Consider the following 18,536-nt stretch of genomic DNA (forward strand, 5'->3'; position numbering starts at 1 on the left):
TACATTCTTTTCTTTTTTATAGATAATGATATAATGATTAAAATGTCAAAAAATTCAAAACTTTATTCAACTTACACAGAAAGGATATGGTTATGTGAACTCCAAGCTACATACTTTACTTGAAGAAAAATTTGATGAAATGGTTCAAATTCGCCGCTATCTGCATCAGTATCCAGAGCCGTCTTTTAAAGAATTTCAAACTGCTGCCTACATTCGGTCTTTTTATGACAAAATCGGTATTTCTTACCGAGCAAATGTAGGAGGAAACGGCATTGTAGCAAGCATTCAAGGAGGAAAACCCGGTCCTACTGTAGCTTTGAGAGCCGACTTTGATGCCCTTCCTATTCAAGATGAAAAAGATGTACCCTATCAATCAACTGTTCCGGGCGTGATGCATGCATGTGGCCATGATGGTCATACGGCTGCTCTTTTAGTCCTTGCTAAAGCGCTTTTTGAAATAAGAGATTCTCTGCCTGGTAAAATCGTCTTCATTCATCAGCACGCCGAAGAGTACGCTCCCGGAGGCGCCAAGTCTATGATTGAAGACGGATGCTTAGACGGTGTAGACGCGATATTCGGAACGCATTTATGGTCATTAACTCCGACTGGTGTGATTCAATATCGAACGGGCCCTATTATGGCAGCTGCTGATCGCTTTGAAATTACGATCAAAGGAGCAGGCGGACACGGTGCACAGCCCCATAAAACAAAAGATTCAATCGTCATCGCCTCTCAGCTTGTTGTTAATTTACAGCAAATTGTAAGTAGACGTGTAAACCCAATTGATTCAGCGGTCGTGAGCATAGGTTCTTTTGTAGCGGAAAATGCATTTAATATTATTGCTGATTCTGCTCGGCTAATTGGAACGGTAAGAACTTTTAACGAAGATGTGAGAAATAATGTCGAAAAAGAAATCGAACGAATTGTCCAAGGTACATGCTTAACAGCTGATGCTTCTTATGAGCTGAGTTATACGCGCGGCTATCCTTCCGTCGTAAACCACCCGGAAGAAACGGCTTTTCTTGCTTCTGCTGCTTCTCAAATCGATGAAGTTCATACAGTCGAAGAAACGGAGCCTCACATGACTGGAGAAGATTTCTCTTATTATTTGCAGCATATTAAAGGAACGTTCTTTTTTACGGGAGCTCAGCCAGAAGGTGTAGATGCTCCTTATCCTCATCATCATCCTAAATTTGATTTTAACGAAAAAGCAATGCTTATCGCAGCTAAAACGCTTGGTACGGCTGCTGTTGAGTATTTAAAAGAACAGGCTCATTCTAAAAACGCAATAAAAGCTAATTGATCATTCAGCAAGCATTCGTACAGATAAACGGACGAGCGCTTGCTGTTTTATATTTTAGGAAACTTTTTCTCACTTAAAACGTAGTATTTATATCGACTGAAAAGAGGTGACTTTTTTGAATACGTATGAAGAAAAAGTATTACGAGAAGCTGAACATTGGAAATTTAGCATGTTGAAACGACCTTCTAAATTTCAGCGTACCGCAAAATCTTTACAACTTAAAATAAATGAAAAAATCCCTGCTAAAGTCCATAGAATTATAACTGAAAGTATAAAAAAAATGGTTGAAACCACGCTTGTTGGGTCCAATTTCACGACTAAAAAAAGAGATGTCAGCAGTCTTTCGTTTGAAGAAAAAGAGAAAAGAATTTTGGAGCTCATACCTAAGTACAAAAAAACTGCTGCTGTAGAAGGAGCTGGTACTGGTGCAGGCGGTCTCCTTTTAGGTGCAGCAGATTTCCCGCTTCTTCTTTCCATAAAAATGAAGTGCTTATTTGACATTGCCGCTACGTATGGTTTTGATGTAAAAGAAAAAGAAGAACGCATTTATATGCTGTATATTTTTCATCTTGCCTTTTGCAGCGACGACCATAGAACTAAGCTGCTCGAAATAATAGAAAGCTGGGAGGAAAAGAAAGAGGAACTTCTTGAGCTTGATTGGAAAGCTTTTCAACAAGAATATCGCGATTACATTGATGTTGTGAAAATGTTTCAACTGATGCCGGGGATTGGAGCTGTTGTAGGTGCGTATGCTAATTATCAGCTTCTTGATCATCTCACAAAAGTAGCGATGAACGTCTATCGCTTTCGGATATTATCTTCGTCTCAAAAGTAGCCTAAAAACGTAAAAAAAGCTCCATTCGGAGCTTTTTTTACGTTAATTTTTTATTTACATATGCATTTACAAATAAGTGAATAAATATAGCACCCGCTGCCACGGAAAGCAATGCAGCAACTACATTAGAAAAAGCCACCGCTATGGCGAGCACAAAAATTTGTACATACAGCGCTTTTTTCCATACGTCCAAAAATGCCCTTTTTCGTTCTTTAGCTTCGACCGGATAAAGAGAAAGCCATAAAATCTGCTTGTGCTGCTTCCAAAGCGGGAGTAATTGAAAACCCGTCATGTATACAACAAATAAAACAACCACTATATTGCCGTATTGAAACGGCGCAGCTACAATTAAAAATCCGCCAATGACAGTTAAGCGAACGAGCAAACTTAAATAATCTCCGGATCGCAAAAATGTTCTGGTGTATAAGTAATGGTAAGTGGCATTTTGACGAAATGGAATACGTGCTACTAGCCAATCTAAATATCTGCGGCGTTTAATTCGCTCTTTTACCTGAGGAACATCCGTAAATAAATTAGCTAATCGATAAAAATAGCCCATACGCTTTTCTTCTAAGTCAATTAGCTTTTCCCATTTAATCGGCTTCCTTTTTGTCAGAGAGCGATAATAAATGGCTAGAGCAATCATAATTATCGCTACAATTCCTGTAAAAAATACGTATGCATGCGAAAACAAGAAATAAGTAAAAACCGCGTTTAAGAAAAACCTGACGATATAATCTGTCCACTTCGCCCACTTTTCTTCAAACCATACGGCCCACCAAGACATGCCTAAGTTTACAACTTTCAGAATGAGTAATAGCAGAAAAAACACAAAAATATTTGAGTACGAATCATGCATTACTTTTACGTGAAGAGGCGCTGCTGCACCCGTTGCAAATAATAAAATATAAAGCTGAATTGTAAAGGTAAACCAAAAAGATTTTTTGAAATAAGGCTGCAGCTTCGTCTCCAAAGGAAGTAAAAAGACTAAATCAGGTCGTTTTAAAAACGTTTGAATTTGGCCCATTGTTAAAATCAATCCCATAAGGATCGCAATTACTACAGCCGAAGGAAACGCAGGTGTTAGTGTACTCAACCACTGTTGATAATAGTAGGCCAAGCCGCCAATCGCAAAAATTAACACTAATTTAATGTGGTCATTTAGGATATATTTTGTATATCTTCTTACATCCACTAAATACTGCTGAAATCGTTGCTTCCATAATGCATCAACCTTACTCATAGCCTTCTTCCTTTGTTAATTCAATATAAATTTCATCAAGAGTAGCATTGCGCATCTGAAATTCTTCTTGAAGATCTCTAAGCGTACCTTGCGCTCTTACTTCTCCGTTATGTAAAATAACAAATTTATCACAGTAGCGTTCCGCGGTCGCCAAAATGTGTGTGGACATTAAAATGCCTGCACCTTGTTTTTTCATATCCGTCATCAAATCAAGTAAAGATTGAATACCAAGCGGGTCTAAACCTAAAAAAGGTTCATCAATAATATAAAGAGACGGCTGAACCAAAAAAGCGCACATAATCATAACCTTCTGCTTCATTCCCTTTGAAAAATGCGCGGGAAACCATTTTAACTTCCGATCTAAACGAAATTCTTTTAAAAGCGGCTGCAGACGGGCTTCATATGCTTGAGGCTCAAGTCCATAAGCCATAGCTGTCATATCCAAATGTTCTTTTAATGTTAATTCATCGTATAGCACAGGAGTTTCTGGAATAAACGTAAACTGACTTCGATAGCCTGTCGGGTCTTGTTGAAAGGTTTTATTATTAATGGATACACTTCCTTTTTTTGCTTCCATTAATCCAATGATATGTTTAATCGTTGTACTTTTGCCGGCTCCGTTTAAGCCGATTAACCCAACTAATTCACCTGCATTTACATCAAACGATACATCTTTTAAGACGGGAGTTTTTGTATATCCCCCTGTAATATTGTTAATTTGCAATAAAGAACCCATCACGATCTCCTTTTATTTGTTCTTTTTTGTCTACAAGCGCAAGCGCTATTTGCTCTATTGTACCAAATCTTTTTCTTCCTCACATCGTTTTCAATTCTTTTCGGTTAATTTTTCCAGAATATAAACGAAATATCGGGACATTCTATATAGGGAAGAAGGAAAACAAGTGATTGATTACAACTAATCATTACAAAGCTTCTTACATTTGGGATGAGGTGTCTACAGCAGGCATATTTCAGAAAACCTTATTGTAAATCGATGTATGTTTGATTCATAAGGGGATGGTAGTCATGAACGTAGTAAGAATATATATAATGGGTAGACAATAATGTTCATTTATTACTGTGTAAATGAGGTGTTTGTCAAAGACCAAGAACGATTTCGTTCACATTGTATATTTTTTTAGCTCAATGCTTAAATGAGGTGTTTGTTAAAGAGAATATACTTTTTCAAGTTACTGTTTCATTAGGCAATGTAATTACGTAAATGAGGTGTTCCTTAAAGATCATATGCTGCATTAAAAGCTACTTTTTCCTTCTTCACATGACGGGATGCATAATCGTTTGCATCCCGTTTTTGTGTATAAAATGCCAGTGGCTATTTCTTGCCTGCTGATTGCATTTCTACTTTGTGGTAAAATAAACGTACATGTATACCCATACATTTATATTGGTAACGGAAGGTGAACATAATGAGCACACATGATGAAAACTGTATTTTTTGCAAAATTATTCGCGGTGAAATTCCAAGTGCAAAAGTATTTGAAAATGAACATGTATTAGCTTTTTTAGACATTAGCCAAGTAACAAAAGGTCATACGCTTGTGATTCCAAAAGTACATAAAAAAGACATTCACGAACTAACGCCGGAAATTGCGCGCAATTTATTTGAAGTGGTTCCTCAAATCGCTAATGCAATTAAAGAAACCTACAGCCCAATCGGCTTAAACATCTTAAATAATAATGGTGAAAAAGCTGGTCAATCCGTGTTTCATTATCATATGCATATTATTCCTCGCTATGGGGAAGGCGATGGATTCGGTGCTGTATGGAAAGAGCATACAAGCGAATACACGCCTGAAAAACTTCAAGAAATCGCTGGCAATATTTCTTCTCGTCTTTCTTGAAACAAAAAAAGCTTACACATGTAAGCTTTTTTTGTTTTATCTTTTTATTTGACACAGGTTTAATCGGTGTGTGATATAAAACATAGTGCGGCTTTTCACTTATTATGAACGACTTTCCTTCTTAACTTCTAAATTCATACGTTCTTCAATCAATTTTGTTAATGCTCTTGATCCTTCAGGTACCAAGTGGACACCATCTGATGTAAAGTATTCAGGATGCTTAGAAGCCTCAGAGTACCAATCTACAAGCGTGACGTGATCAAACTTTTCAGAAGCAGCTTTCAAGTTCTTGTTCACGGTGCTTTCCCAGGAACGAGGAACGCGCGTATTCACTAAGTAAACGTCCGCTTGTGAAAAAGCTTTTAACAGTTGTTCAAGTTCTTCATTTGTAAAATAGCCGTTTGTTCCTAACTCAATAATCACTGCGCTGTTCGGATTATTAAATGCTTGATAACTAGGAGTTAGCTGCAGTGCTTCATTGAGCTGCCTTCCTACTTTTCCGTCAATCGCAATACTAAGCGGCATCTCTTTAAGATTAGGAGCAATATCCAGCATGACCGAATCTCCAATCGCAAGAACATCTCTGTAAGAATTCGGCTGCTGTTCTTCTTTTGCATCAGATTTTTCTTCTGCGGAATTCTTTTTCGCGTTCTCTGCTTTTTTATCCTCCGCTTTGATCTTGTCTTTAACAGAAGTTGAAGCATTTTCTTTATGATTCGTTTGAATTTTGACCTCTGTCTCTTTGGCTGCCGTTTCATCCTTTTGCTGCGTACTAATAGCAAAGCTTGTCATGTCCGCTGTAAACAACGCCAAAAAGAAAATGAGACTGCCCAAAACCGCTTGTCTCGAACGAGAGAGATTACGCCATTTAAAAAGCTCTCTCGGATGGTAGTGCCGGAAATAATAGCGAAAGCCGCGTGTGCGGATAGGCACCTCGATGTAACGGTACGAAAGTTCAGCAATGATAAATGTAAGCCCTATTTGTAACAGCGCATGCCAATAGACCGGGCGGCCAATCTCGGCTACAGGTGTTGTAAGAACAATAACCGGATAATGCCACAAATAGATACCGTATGATCTAGTACCAAGCCAGCGAAGCGGTTTAAACGACAGAGCTTTTCCTAAAAAACTACTAGGATGACTAATTGTTGCAACCAGTACAGCAGCGTTTAAACAAATCAGCAGCATTCCACCTTGATAAAGAAAAGATGCATGAGTATACTCATCAACGCTCCATACGCAGAGAATAAATACAAAGAAACTCACCATACTTACCGCGTTTAATACTTGCTTGCCTACGGGTGGAAGGTTTTTTGATGATAAACGATACATCGGCCAGACAAATGCAAGTAAACACCCGATTAAAAGGGCAAACAGCCGAGTATCGGTTCCATAATAAATGCGGCTAGGATCTCCTCCTGGCTCATATAAAAAAGACATTAGAATAGCTGAGGCCATTACTCCAGCTAAAATAAATAGAGAAAGAATTCCTCTCTTTTTAATAAATTTCAAACCCAATAATAAAACAAGTGGCCACACAATGTAAAACTGTTCTTCAATAGCAAGTGACCATAAGTTCTTTAATGGTGACGGTGATCCAAAACTATCAAAATATGAAACTTTATGAAAAATAAACCACCAGTTACTCATATAAAAAATAGACGATAATGCATCGCCTCGTAGCGTTGTTAACAATGGCCGGTTAAATAAAATAACCCATGCTGCAGTTAATACGACCATCACATACACAGCTGGAAGAAGTCTTCTCGTTCGGCTGATCCAAAAATGCTTCAAATTTTTTAAAGGATTTTCCCAAGATTGCACCAGTAAAATCGAGGTAATTAAATACCCTGATAATACAAAGAAAACGTCAACTCCTAAAAACCCTCCAGATGCCCATCCAAATCCTAAATGATATGCAATGACAGACATAACAGCGAAGGCTCGAAGTCCATCCAAACTATATATATACCTATTTTTCTTTTCTTTTGCACTCATAAAAATGCCTCCAAGCAATATGTACAACAAATTTCTTTCTGAATTAATATTAAGAATATTACGCAATTGTTACATTTTTGTTACAAAAATCATTATATACAATATTATTACTTTCTTCAATATATCACTTACTTAAAATCAAAGAATAAGTAAAAAGAAACAAATTTATTATCTATCTTATTCATAAATTACTAATTTAGTAGTAGTCATATCGATTCTATCTGCGCGGTACTAAGACCTAACATCTTTCTTTCACCTTACCCGTTTCAGAAATAGAAAAACTTCACACAATTGGTGAAGTTTCTAAGGTGTCTTTAGCATATCTACGTGGGGAAGCCCTTCATCTGAATAAATATCGGAAATAGGTTTAAAACCAAACGATTCATAAAATTTTTGAAGCCTGCTTTGTGCTTGAATTTTAATTGTTTTCTCGTGCAATTCACTCTCTAGAAAATCAATTCCTCTTGCTACTAGTTCTCTTCCGAGACCTGTACCGCGCTGTGTTTGTTTTACAATAATGCGCCCAAGAGAAGCTTCGTTATAGCTAATTCCTTTTGGTAAAACTCTAAGGTATGCGATAATTTTCTCATTCTCTTTTTTGAACAAGTGATAAGCAAATTTGTCTTTTCCATCTACTTCTAAGTAAGCACACTTCTGTTCGACAACAAAAATAGAGGTGCGAAGCTGTAGAATTTCATAAAGCTCATCGTTTGTCAGCTCTTGAAATGATTTTATGCACCAACTCATAATCTGCTCACCTTTTCTTATTGTTCTTTTTCAATTAAATTCAGCGTACGTTCAAGCCAATTGATGTAGCTTGTCTCCCGGTCTTGAGCGCGAGATAGCACCAAGTAATGACCAAATTGAGGAGAAGAAACGGTAATATGGTGATTAACTTCTTCTAAAAGGTCATCCAGTCGTTTCTTTAAAAAAGTCAGCTTCACTTTCCTGCTTGATAATTGATTATCTATTTGTTGCTTTAACTCTTCTATTGACATGGATGAAGCAAAATAAGCTTTTAACATAAATTCATCTTTAGTTGTTTCAGGAATAGGATCAATTGTAGTGAGCCACTTGCTTAGCTCGACTCTTCCTTCTTCCGTTATCGAATACATCTTTTTTTCTAATTTTTTGCCTTGAATCACCGTTTCATAGCGAATAAATCCTTCTTCTGTTAATCGCTTTAGCTCGGGATAAATCTGGCTGTGTTTGGCGCTCCAAAAGTTACCAACCTCTTCTTTAAAAAGTCTGGTAATGTCATACCCGCTGAGCTCCTCCTGATTTAAGAGCCCTAATATTGCATATTTTAATACTCTCATTCTGTTCCTCCACATTATTTCTTCCATCAGTATAGCATATAAACATTTCATTTACATGTTTGCCAAAACATGTTTACGCATACTTTTTATTTATCTTTTTTCTATTATTTCCTCTTTACAGATTAATTTAAATTTTTGAAAAGTTACCTCCACAATCCATGGTTTTCGTGATAGTATAATGATATTCTTTCTGACATCAGTCATTAGCCATTTTGTATGATGAGTGTTCGAACTAATTTGAGGAGGAATTAATGTGATTACGTTAAACCGAGCTTATAATTTTAATGCAGGTCCATCTGCGCTTCCCCTACCTGTCTTACAACTTGCTCAAGAGGAGCTAGTTAATTTCAAAAATACAGGTATGTCTGTGATGGAATTATCGCATCGCAGCAAAGAGTTTGAAGATGTATTAACACATGCTAAAGAAACACTAACGGAATTGCTTAATATTCCAGATACACATGAAATTTTATTCCTGCAGGGCGGAGCAAGCCTGCAATTCTCTATGATTCCAATGAACTTTTTAGCTCCTGATCAAGTCGGGGCATATGTGCTAACGGGATCATGGTCGGAAAAAGCATTAAAAGAAGCACAGAAACTTGGAAAAACAGCAGTTGTTGCTTCTACTAAAGAAGAGAACTACCGCTCTATTCCAGCTTTAGATGATGTAAAGCTTCCAAAAGAAGAGATTGGATACTTGCATATCACGTCCAACAATACTATTTTTGGTACACAATGGGCTGACTATCCTTCTATTGAAGGAGTAGACTTAATTGCCGACATGTCAAGCGACATTCTTTGCCGTCAAATTGATGTATCTAAGTTCTCACTCATTTATGCTGGTGCTCAGAAAAACCTCGGACCATCCGGTGTCACGGTTGTCATTTTGAAGAAAGAATTACTTAAACGTATTCCTGAAGGTTTACCAACAATGCTGAATTATGAGACACACGTAAAGAGCAACTCTCTTTACAACACTCCTCCAACGTTTGGCATTTATATGCTTTCACTTGTTTTAGATTGGATTAAAGAACAAGGCGGCGTTAAAGCAATTGAAGCCCAAAATCATAAAAAAGCTAAGTTACTCTACACAAGCATGGAACGTTCAAATGGTTTCTATACCCCTCACGCTACAGAGGAAAGCCGATCAATTATGAACGTAACGTTTACTTTACCAACCGATGAGTTAACCGCTGCGTTTTTACAGCAAGCAAAAGAAAAAGGCTTCGTAGGATTAGCTGGACACCGTTCAATCGGCGGATGCCGCGCTTCTATTTACAATGCTGTACCGCTTGAAGCGTGTGAAGCTCTTGCCGTCTTTATGGATGAATTTGCACAGGCAAACGCATAATTGGCAGAATTAACTGATTCTTTTTTCGCATAAATATGTTATAATCAGTACGTAAATATATGCAATGGGCATAGACGCACTATTGGTATATTTCGAGCTTAGCTTAGAAGAGGAGAGATGAGAAATGAATACAAAAGTTTTAGTTTCTTTAGCGTTATTAGTCGGAATTGGAGCGGTTCTCCACACGGTGGTACCTCCTGTTTTATTTGGAATGAAACCAGATATGATGTTAACAATGATGTTTTTAGCAATCCTGTTGTTTCCTAGCGTAAAAAATGTTGCATTGGTTAGCTTAACCACAGCGGTTATTTCCGCTTTAACAACAAGCTTTCCTGGCGGACAAATTGCAAACTTGATTGATAAACCAATTACAGCATTTGTTTTCTTTGCATTATTTATGCTTGTGAAAAAAGCAACAGGCATTAAAACACCAGTTGCCGCTGCTTTAACAGCTGTTGGTACACTCGTATCAGGAACCGTATTCTTGTCAGCTGCCGCGCTAATCGTCGGCTTACCGGGCGGAAATAGCGTCATGGCGCTTGTTGCTGCAGTTGTATTGCCTGCAACAGTAGTGAATACAATCGTTATGATCGTTATTTATCCAATTGTTCAATCCGTTCTAAAACGCACAAGCATCAAAGCAAAATTATCGTAACGTCAAGAGCCTGATTTAGTTAAGAATCAGGCTCTTTTTTCACACCAAAAACTAAGGCCCGCCAAAGCGTGGCGGACCTTCAGATAAAACGGTTCATTTATAGTATGTTGCTGATCTTTTAAAGACAGCCTACAGTTCGACTCTTAACTTTTTGTTTAAAAAGAAATGGTACAGGATGCTTTTCACTTAAATTTCATTTGCAGCTCATACAATAGGTATGAAGACTTACTATGTAATAAAGGTTTAAGTTCCCCGTCCTAGGTTACATAATAAAGTATAAGCGCCAATAAAAAACTCGCAAAAGCCACTGTCGCACATGTAAGAGACTTCTGTTTAAGCACATGTTTAGGTGGATATGATGCCGTTCTAGTCGTAAGGCTAAACCATTTAAAGGCAGCCAGAAAAAAACTCAGGCTAATCATCAAAAGAATGAATAAAGCTATCCCATGTTGATAACCTCCTTCTTTTGTATAAATCTATGCTATTTTTTTATGATTATGTCAGAAGGAAGTGTTAGCAATTACTTTACTACATAGGAGGAAATAAATAATGAGTAGAATGAAAAAACTAGCAGCTGGAGCAGCAATCGGAAGCACCGTTGCCGCTATTACAACGCTTCTTATTACTCCATATTCAGGACGAGAACTTAAACAGCGTGTCAGTTCTCGAAAAGACCGAGTTAACGCTTCACAACAAGAGCTCTCAACAAAAATAAAAGCTGTTTCTCAACAAGTACAAATGACCGCCAGAGAAGGAAATACTATAGTGAAAAATATCGCAAGTGACCTTTCTACTACCCTTGGTCAGTTTAAAGAAGAAATTGTCCCTCATAAGGAATCCATTCAGCATCATTTGAAAGAAATCCAAAATTCTTTGTCAAACCTTGAGGAACATGTACAGACAACTAAAAATCCCAATGAAAAAATTGACAAAAAAGAAGGTTAAAGCGCCTTCTTTTTTAATTTTTTAAAATTTTGTAAATTTACATCTTTATAATTTTTTATTTTATTGGCATAATAGAAGATAAATAAAAAAAGAGACTAAGTAGGTGGGAGAAGATGAAAAAGACTAGTGATCAAGATTACAGTTTGAAAGAAGCACTTCTATTTAGCCAACGCATTGCCCAATTAAGTAAAGCCCTTTGGAAAACCGTAGAGAAGGATTGGCAGCAATGGATTAAGCCTTATGACCTTAATATTAACGAGCATCATATTTTGTGGATTTCATATCATTTAAATGGGGCTTCCATTTCCGAAATTGCCAAGTTTGGAGTTATGCATGTTTCTACTGCGTTTAACTTCTCCAAAAAACTAGAAGAACGAGGTTTGCTTGAGTTTTCTAAAAAGGAAAGCGACAAGCGAAATACGTACATTCAGCTGACAGATAAAGGCGAGGCCATTTTACTAGATTTAATGGAACATTACGAACCTTCTAATAATTCGGTATTCAGCGGTGCACTTCCATTGCGCGACTTGTACGGCAAATTCCCTGAGTTTATGGAACTAATGACCGTCATCCGCAAAATTTACGGTGAAGATTTTATGGATATCTTCGAGCGATCTTTCCATCATATCGAAGAGGAATTCACTGAAGAAGATGGCAAGCTTGTCAAGAAAGATAAAGAGAACCACCAGGAGACTATTTCAAACTCTTAATGGTTAGTCCCTTATCCATTGAATAATTTCAAAAAATTCATTCATCACATCTTGATAAGAAGGTTGGTAACGAAGCGATTCGACCGTCTCTCTTGGATTTAATTTATAATTCAGCATGCCAACAAATTGTGTAAGAAGCGGAACAAAGTCTGTTAGACCTTCCGCTTTTTGCTCAATATATTCGCTTTTTGTATCTTCACACAGAATTAAGATTTCCTCTACTTCCTTCTTTGTAAGCTGATTTCTTACCACTAAATCAATAAATGGTTTAGCTTCTTGTTCAGATGTCCCTGATAACAGTTTTATGTAATATTCTAAACGTGATACTCGAGATTCTAAAGTTTCCATCCGCTTCCCCTACTCCTTCAACGTTCATATACCTCTACTCCATATTGTACATGATTCATTCATGTTCTTCCAAATAATTCTTTCTTCGTCAATCACATTTCCTGTTTGAGTAGCACCGTATAAAGATTTTCATATACTGATTATGTACTCACTGCATATATTAATATAAATCCCTCTGTCCTTTTTAACAATCCTTTTGCACAATGGCTAATTGTTACTCACTTTTTATCCATTCACTTTGCTATTTCGTTTAAAACCTATTTCTCAACTTCTTAATTGCCCTTTATAAAATAAAAACCGCATTTCTGTGTAAATACCTTTTGAAATTCTTTGCTCAACTGTATATATAACTATCTATTTTACCGCTTTTTTGGTAATGTTAATATAGATATTTGTAAATTCATACAAAGCTGTACTATATAAATGACTATAAGACTTTTTGTCTTTGTCACACTGATTTTGTTAGGGGGATTTTTATGTACATATTCTTTATTGTATTTGCACTATTCATTTTATTCTACATCAATGCACTAACAAATACATTGTGTATTCAAAAAGAAATTCCAGCTGAAAAACAGCCTAAAGTTTTTCGTACGATTAATGTATTAATTACCATTTTATTAGTTTCATCTTATATTGAAGTATCATTTACATAAAAAACGGTGAGATGTCTCACCGCTTTTTTATAGGCTTAGCAAAAACAGCTAGCTCCGATGATAATTAATAAGATGAATAATACGACTAATAGCGCAAATCCACTGCCGTATCCGCATCCGTAAGAACCCATATCTATCGCCCCTTTCCTTTTATATTCATCTATTTCCTAGTGGTAACATGCACAACCAACAATGACTAATAAGATAAACAGTACAACTAATAGTGCAAAACCGCCTCCATATCCGCATCCGCTCATTTGAGCACCCCCTTTGTTTACTAATACTGCATCTTATGCATTACCTCAAAAAACGTCTAGGCTTTTAGCCCAAACTCCATAATTTATTTCCCTTGCTTCTCGTTTGGAGATTACTCTGTGAGTTTGTGCACCATTTTGAAAATGCTTTATAAAAAAGGCATCATAAGCGTATAATCACTCCATGCTTAGTGGAAAATAAATGTAAATTTACGTGGTTTTAACTTCATTTGCTAACATCAGGAAATGTGATATAGTAAATCTTGAGTCAAGCTACATAAGTAAAAATGATGAGTAGGAGTGTTTACGTATGAAAAAAAGCTTAGTTGCACTAACAACGGCAGCCAGTCTCGTTGCTTTATCAGCATGCAGCGGGGGAAGTAATGCTTCAAATGCAAACGATTCTTCAAAAGTGATTGTAGAAACAAAAGCAGGCAATATCACGCAAGGTGATTTGTATAAGCAAATGAAAGATACAATCGGACAAGACCAATTTAATACACTCGTACGAAGCGTTACTGAAGAAAAAGTATTGAGTAAAAAATATAAAGTAACGGATAAAGAGCTTGATCAGCAGTTGAACATTCTAAGAGAACAATACGGTGATCAGGTGGATTCAGTTATTAAGCAAAAAGGCGAAAAAGAAGTCAAAGATATGCTAAAAGTTGATATTCTTCGTGAAAAAGCTGCTACAGCAGGCATTAAGGTATCGGACAAAGAACTGAAAAAAGCTTATGATGAATATAAAGCTCAAAAACCTCAAATTCGCGCAAGTCATATTTTAGTAAAAGACGAAAAAACAGCAAACGAAGTAGAAGCGAAAATCAAAAAAGGCGAGGACTTTGCTAGTCTGGCAAAAGAATATTCAACGGATCAGCAGTCTGCAGCTAACGGCGGCGATTTAGGCTACTTCGGTGAAGGCCAAATGGTTAAAGAATTTGAAGAAGCGGCTTACAAGCTGAAAAAAGGTGAAGTAAGTAAACCAATCAAAACAGAGTACGGCTACCATATCATTAAACTAGTTGATAAAAAGAAAGTAGAATCGTTTGAGGAAAAGAAACCCGAACTTGAGCAGCAAATCAAACGTTCAAAAGTAGATCAAGCAGAAGCGAACAAGAAGATTCAAAAAGAGCTTGATAAAGCAAAAGTGGAAGTCAAAGATAAAAATGTAAAACCAATTTTCGAAGAAGGTGCGACAGATAGTCAATCTGGCGTAGAAACTCCTCAGCAGTAATGCTAAGAGCCTGTCACATGAGTGACAGGCTCTTTTATATAATCAGATAGAATCGCTGTTGCGTCTTTCTTTTTCCACTTGCATTCTTTCGATGAAAACTTGTCCCTCTTTTTCAATAAACGAATCATCCACTTGCTTATCATGTTGCGCAGCACGAATCGCCATAAATCCACTAAAGAAAATGCCTGCTACAACTAAATAAATCCAAATTGGTAGTGTCACCATATATTGATCCCCCATCACATTTATTTACAACCACTATATGCGAAGGAAGAAAGACTTATACCTTTTTAATCAATCGTTGGTTTATAAAATGAGCGATTATCAAGTGCAAAAATACGCTCTGTAAATTCACCAGGCTTCACTTTTGTTAATGCTCGGTCTAGCATATTCATTTTAGCGTCTACATTGTCAATCAAATGAAGCATCTCAGCCTCTTTAATTAACGGCTTTTTCGGACTTCCCCACTCTTCCTTACCGTGATGCGATAATACAAGGTGCTGAAGAAGCATAACCTCTTCTCCTTCAATCGCTAATTCTTCCGCCGCTTTTCCAATTTCATTCACCATAATCGAGATATGGCCAAGCAAGTTCCCTTCGACTGTGTATATCGTCGAAACAGGACCTGAAAGTTCAAATACTTTGCCAAGGTCATGAAGAATCACTCCAGCGTACAGCAAGTCGCGATTTAAGCTTGGATAAAGGGTTGAAAATGACTCAGCCAGCTTCAGCATAGACACGACATGGTAGGCAAGTCCCGATACAAACTCATGGTGATTTTTAGTTGCTGCCGGATATTCTAAAAATTCCGTTTGATATTTTTTAAACAAATGGCGAGTAATGCGCTGGACATTCGAATTTTTCATTTCAAATATACTCTTTGTAATATGTTCGACCATTTCTTCTTGAGATAAAGGCGCCACTTCTAAAAAGTCAGATGTGCGCACTCCGTCTTGGGGCTGTGCAGGACGAATGTTGCGTATTTTCAGCTGGTTGCGCCCGCGGTAATTCATTACTTCTCCAGCAGCTCGCACAATCTTTTGAGCAGCATAATTTTCCTCGTCGTCTGGGGATGCATCCCACAGCTTGGCTTCAATATCACCTGTTTTATCCTGTAGGATTACCGTTAAAAATGGCTTTCCATTGCTTGCAATTCCTCTCGTTGAGGATTTAATTAAAAAATAAAGATCAACTTGCTCTCCTACTTCGTATTGAGCAATTCCTTTTGTCATGATCTTTTCCTCCTTACCACTTCATTCTATGTATTTGATAGCAAAGCTCTTATCGCTTCGTCCGCTTATTTACAGCTCTTTACATTTCATTTTACCATCGCTTGGCATCGAATGCACGGGCAGACGCTTTTTCATAAAAGATGAGATTGCGACATAACAAAATCAATGCAATTTAAAGACGAACAAATTGGATAAAGGAGCTGAACTGCTTGAGACATCGCTGTTGATTTCTTTGCAAGACTTCGCTTTCCGCGGGAGTCTTCGTCTTGCCCTCCAATACACAGCTAGAAGCAACTACATACATGAAAACTATGGTCACCAATAGCAATAAAAAAATCCGAACGAGTTGGATTCTCCATCAAGAATCTAGATTGTTCGTCCGGACCTTCCTACAATTAAACTATTTTTGTCTCAGCCTCTCACTTCTTTATGTTTCTTTTTTCGTTAACTGCAGCGCCTTTTTAATATCTTTAAAAGAGGTAGACTGTCCATACATAAGAACGCCTCCTTTATATACACGGGCACCAAATATTGCTAAAGCAGTAATCGTCACAATTAAAATCCCTATCGATACACTCACTTCCCACACAGGGACATTTAACATACCTACACGCAAAAACATAATCATCGGCGCAAAAAACGGGATAAAAGATGTGACTGTAATGATTGTGGTTTCAGGATCACCAAGTCCAAACATAGCAATTAAAAAAGCGGCCACAATCACAAGGGTCATGGGCGTAATCATTTGCTGTACATCTTCAATACGGCTCACAAGAGAACCTAAAAAAGCCGCGAGCGTAGCAAAAAGAAAGTACCCCAATATGAAAAAGACAAATGCATACATGAATGTAGTCAGCGGAACATCATTAAATCCGAGATAAGAAAAGATACCGTTATGATTTGTTTCCACACTGGCTTTTAACGATGTGTAGCCTACGCTCAGTATCACTGCAAGCTGTGTTAAGCTGAGCAGAGCAATTCCAATGATTTTAGCAAACATTTGTGTAATAGGTGATACGCTCGATACAAGGATCTCCATAACGCGGGATGATTTTTCAGTAGCTACTTCCATCGCAATCATGCTTCCATACATGATAACGGCAAAATAAATAACAAACAGCAACACATACACAAGACCTCTTGCTTGATTTAGCTCTTGTTCTGTTTTGGCATTTTCAACTAACGCTTCTTTTTTAAATGAAACAGGGCTGTAAAGCTGATCAATTTGCTTTTCTTCTAAACCGATTTTCACTGTAGCCATAGCCACTTTTGTTTGCTGTACCGCCTGTTCTAAGGTAGAAGAAAGATTTGATTCGGCCAAAGAGTTAGCTTTGTACACAGCTTGAGGCAGCTGCTTATCGTTTAAAGATAAAAGTAAATAGCTATCGAGCTGCCCGCTTTTTACCGCTTGCTTTGCCTTAGACTCAGACGTAAATTCTTTTAAATGAATGTCTTTATCCATGGCATTTACATTTTGTTTGAACAACGTATATACGCTTTCCACTTCATAGATGACACCCACATTTGTGCCATTATCATCTGAATTAAAAACGTCGATAATTTTCTCCATATTTGTAAGAGCAACTAGAATAAGAGCAGTAATAATCGTTGTAATAATAAAAGATTTTGTTTTTAATTTATTAAGATATGTATGAAAAACGATAACCCAAAATTTATTCATAGGAAGCACCTACCTTTTCAATGAAAATATCATTTAATGAAGGCTCTTCCACTGCAAATTTAGATACAAATGAAAAGTGTTTAAGTTCTTGAAAAATGAGTTGTGATACGGATTCATGTTGAATTTGAACGATCATGCCTTCAACCGTTTTTTTCACCTTTACAACACCTTCAAGCTCCGTAATTCTCTCAAACGGACCTTTTCCGTGTACAATGACATTTTTTTTGCCAAATGCACGCTTAATCTCCGGCAGTCTTCCATATACAACAGGCGTACCATGATGCATAATACATAAATATTCACAAAGTTCTTCCACATGTTCCATTCGGTGACTTGAAAAAACAATCGTCGTTCCGCGCTTTTTTAAATCAAGTACCGCTTCTTTTAGTACCTCTACGTTTACAGGATCCAAGCCGCTAAAAGGTTCATCTAAAATAAGCAGCTCAGGACGATGAATAACGGAAGCGATAAATTGAATTTTTTGCTGATTTCCTTTGGATAGTTCTTCTACTTTTTTTGAAGCATATTGAGGAATATTAAACCGAGATAACCAGCGCTCCATTTCTTGCAGCACGTGAGCTTTTTTCATCCCGCGCAGCCGCCCTAGATAAACAAGCTGATCTTTGACTTTTAATTTTGGATATAGTCCCCTTTCTTCTGGAAGGTAACCAACTAGATGACTTCTACTATAAGTTAAAGATTTATCATTCCATTGGATGTGACCTGAGGTTGGTTCAATGAGTCCTAAAATCATTCGAAACGTCGTTGTTTTGCCAGCACCGTTTGCACCTAAAAAACCAAACACTTCACCTTTTGGAATTTGCAAGGATAGTTCGTTTACAGCTGTAAATTCACCGTACCTTTTTGAAACTTCACGGATAGAAAGAGACATTTAATTCCTCCTTTGTAG

The 18,536-nt window shown here is 37.2% G+C and carries 22 protein-coding genes; 9 read left to right on the plus strand and 13 right to left on the minus strand.

Features of this window, described 5'->3' with window-relative positions:
* Window positions 1-94: 94 nt before the first annotated feature.
* Window positions 95-1,303, plus strand: a complete 1,209-nt coding sequence (locus SB717_RS22455) for a M20 family metallopeptidase (protein ID WP_410904771.1) — start codon at window positions 95-97, stop codon at window positions 1,301-1,303.
* 115 nt (window positions 1,304-1,418) lie between these two features.
* Window positions 1,419-2,138 (plus strand): EcsC family protein, encoded by a 720-nt coding sequence (locus tag SB717_RS22460; protein WP_410904772.1) that lies wholly within the window; start codon window positions 1,419-1,421, stop codon window positions 2,136-2,138.
* 37 nt (window positions 2,139-2,175) lie between these two features.
* Here the strand turns inward: SB717_RS22460 and SB717_RS22465 are convergent, their stop codons facing one another.
* Both SB717_RS22465 and SB717_RS22470 read right to left on the minus strand, forming a co-directional pair.
* Window positions 2,176-3,381 carry an ABC transporter permease gene (locus tag SB717_RS22465; protein ID WP_410904773.1) on the minus strand — a complete coding sequence of 402 codons (1,206 nt, stop codon included), beginning with the start codon at window positions 3,379-3,381 and terminating at the stop codon, window positions 2,176-2,178.
* Window positions 3,374-4,117, minus strand: coding sequence for an ABC transporter ATP-binding protein (locus SB717_RS22470; protein WP_074682960.1), 744 nt, complete (start codon window positions 4,115-4,117; stop codon window positions 3,374-3,376). The genes SB717_RS22465 and SB717_RS22470 overlap by 8 nt, the downstream gene beginning before the upstream one ends.
* 691 nt (window positions 4,118-4,808) lie before the next feature.
* On the opposite strand from SB717_RS22470, the gene SB717_RS22475 reads away from it, so the two are divergent.
* On the plus strand, window positions 4,809-5,243 hold the full coding sequence (locus SB717_RS22475; RefSeq protein ID WP_216884949.1) for an HIT family protein: 435 nt from the start codon (window positions 4,809-4,811) through the stop codon (window positions 5,241-5,243).
* Window positions 5,244-5,345: 102 nt separating this feature from the next.
* Here SB717_RS22475 and SB717_RS22480 read toward each other — a convergent pair whose 3' ends face one another.
* From SB717_RS22480 to SB717_RS22490, 3 genes are all read right to left on the minus strand, one after another.
* Entirely contained in the window at window positions 5,346-7,241 is a 1,896-nt protein-coding gene (locus tag SB717_RS22480; protein ID WP_410904774.1) for an acyltransferase family protein, read from the minus strand.
* Between the two features lie 303 nt (window positions 7,242-7,544).
* A complete protein-coding gene (locus tag SB717_RS22485; protein WP_410904775.1) occupies window positions 7,545-7,988 on the minus strand; it encodes a GNAT family N-acetyltransferase in 444 nt (147 codons plus the stop codon).
* A 17-nt stretch (window positions 7,989-8,005) separates the two neighbouring features.
* The gene (locus SB717_RS22490; RefSeq protein ID WP_074682956.1) at window positions 8,006-8,560 is read right to left on the minus strand and encodes a PadR family transcriptional regulator; all 555 of its coding nucleotides are present in this window, start codon (window positions 8,558-8,560) and stop codon (window positions 8,006-8,008) included.
* Window positions 8,561-8,813: 253 nt separating this feature from the next.
* Here SB717_RS22490 and serC point away from each other — a divergent pair, with 253 nt between their 5' ends.
* Together serC and SB717_RS22500 are read left to right on the plus strand one after the other, a co-directional pair.
* Window positions 8,814-9,911: a 3-phosphoserine/phosphohydroxythreonine transaminase gene (serC, locus tag SB717_RS22495; RefSeq protein ID WP_410904776.1), complete on the plus strand. Its 1,098-nt coding sequence runs from the start codon at window positions 8,814-8,816 to the stop codon at window positions 9,909-9,911.
* A 124-nt stretch (window positions 9,912-10,035) separates the two neighbouring features.
* A complete protein-coding gene (locus SB717_RS22500) occupies window positions 10,036-10,566 on the plus strand; it encodes a tryptophan transporter (RefSeq protein WP_045292399.1) in 531 nt (176 codons plus the stop codon).
* A gap of 257 nt (window positions 10,567-10,823) precedes the next feature.
* Here the strand turns inward: SB717_RS22500 and yhzF are convergent, their stop codons facing one another.
* Window positions 10,824-11,042 (minus strand): membrane protein YhzF, encoded by a 219-nt coding sequence (gene yhzF / locus SB717_RS40275; RefSeq protein ID WP_465245805.1) that lies wholly within the window; start codon window positions 11,040-11,042, stop codon window positions 10,824-10,826.
* A 73-nt stretch (window positions 11,043-11,115) separates the two neighbouring features.
* Here yhzF and SB717_RS22505 point away from each other — a divergent pair, with 73 nt between their 5' ends.
* Both SB717_RS22505 and SB717_RS22510 read left to right on the plus strand, forming a co-directional pair.
* Entirely contained in the window at window positions 11,116-11,511 is a 396-nt protein-coding gene (locus tag SB717_RS22505) for a YtxH domain-containing protein (RefSeq protein WP_028412556.1), read from the plus strand.
* Window positions 11,512-11,624: 113 nt separating this feature from the next.
* Window positions 11,625-12,221, plus strand: coding sequence for an HTH-type transcriptional regulator Hpr (locus SB717_RS22510; protein WP_014461677.1), 597 nt, complete (start codon window positions 11,625-11,627; stop codon window positions 12,219-12,221).
* Between the two features lie 3 nt (window positions 12,222-12,224).
* Here the strand turns inward: SB717_RS22510 and SB717_RS22515 are convergent, their stop codons facing one another.
* Window positions 12,225-12,569, minus strand: a complete 345-nt coding sequence (locus tag SB717_RS22515; RefSeq protein WP_014461678.1) for a DUF1878 family protein — start codon at window positions 12,567-12,569, stop codon at window positions 12,225-12,227.
* A 476-nt stretch (window positions 12,570-13,045) separates the two neighbouring features.
* On the opposite strand from SB717_RS22515, the gene SB717_RS22520 reads away from it, so the two are divergent.
* Window positions 13,046-13,225, plus strand: coding sequence for a hypothetical protein (locus tag SB717_RS22520; RefSeq protein ID WP_013055312.1), 180 nt, complete (start codon window positions 13,046-13,048; stop codon window positions 13,223-13,225).
* 35 nt (window positions 13,226-13,260) lie between these two features.
* On the opposite strand, the gene SB717_RS22525 is transcribed toward SB717_RS22520, so the two are convergent.
* Together SB717_RS22525 and SB717_RS22530 are read right to left on the minus strand one after the other, a co-directional pair.
* Window positions 13,261-13,356: a YjcZ family sporulation protein gene (locus SB717_RS22525; protein WP_410904777.1), complete on the minus strand. Its 96-nt coding sequence runs from the start codon at window positions 13,354-13,356 to the stop codon at window positions 13,261-13,263.
* A 36-nt stretch (window positions 13,357-13,392) separates the two neighbouring features.
* Window positions 13,393-13,482 carry a YjcZ family sporulation protein gene (locus SB717_RS22530; protein WP_074682953.1) on the minus strand — a complete coding sequence of 30 codons (90 nt, stop codon included), beginning with the start codon at window positions 13,480-13,482 and terminating at the stop codon, window positions 13,393-13,395.
* A gap of 307 nt (window positions 13,483-13,789) precedes the next feature.
* On the opposite strand from SB717_RS22530, the gene SB717_RS22535 reads away from it, so the two are divergent.
* Window positions 13,790-14,713 carry a peptidylprolyl isomerase gene (locus tag SB717_RS22535; RefSeq protein WP_074682952.1) on the plus strand — a complete coding sequence of 308 codons (924 nt, stop codon included), beginning with the start codon at window positions 13,790-13,792 and terminating at the stop codon, window positions 14,711-14,713.
* A 42-nt stretch (window positions 14,714-14,755) separates the two neighbouring features.
* Here SB717_RS22535 and SB717_RS22540 read toward each other — a convergent pair whose 3' ends face one another.
* The 4 genes from SB717_RS22540 to SB717_RS22555 all read right to left on the minus strand — a co-directional run bounded on the left by SB717_RS22540 (window position 14,756) and on the right by SB717_RS22555 (window position 18,518).
* Entirely contained in the window at window positions 14,756-14,938 is a 183-nt protein-coding gene (locus SB717_RS22540; RefSeq protein WP_013055310.1) for a sporulation YhaL family protein, read from the minus strand.
* A gap of 65 nt (window positions 14,939-15,003) precedes the next feature.
* The gene (gene yhaM, locus SB717_RS22545) at window positions 15,004-15,945 is read right to left on the minus strand and encodes a 3'-5' exoribonuclease YhaM (RefSeq protein WP_013055309.1); all 942 of its coding nucleotides are present in this window, start codon (window positions 15,943-15,945) and stop codon (window positions 15,004-15,006) included.
* A 427-nt stretch (window positions 15,946-16,372) separates the two neighbouring features.
* On the minus strand, window positions 16,373-17,626 hold the full coding sequence (locus SB717_RS22550) for an ABC transporter permease (protein WP_074682951.1): 1,254 nt from the start codon (window positions 17,624-17,626) through the stop codon (window positions 16,373-16,375).
* A complete protein-coding gene (locus SB717_RS22555) occupies window positions 17,619-18,518 on the minus strand; it encodes an ABC transporter ATP-binding protein (protein ID WP_410904778.1) in 900 nt (299 codons plus the stop codon). The genes SB717_RS22550 and SB717_RS22555 overlap by 8 nt, the downstream gene beginning before the upstream one ends.
* Between the last annotated feature and the right edge of the window lie 18 nt (window positions 18,519-18,536).

Source organism: Priestia sp. SIMBA_032, assembly GCF_046535215.1.
Taxonomy (GTDB): domain Bacteria; phylum Bacillota; class Bacilli; order Bacillales; family Bacillaceae_H; genus Priestia; species Priestia aryabhattai.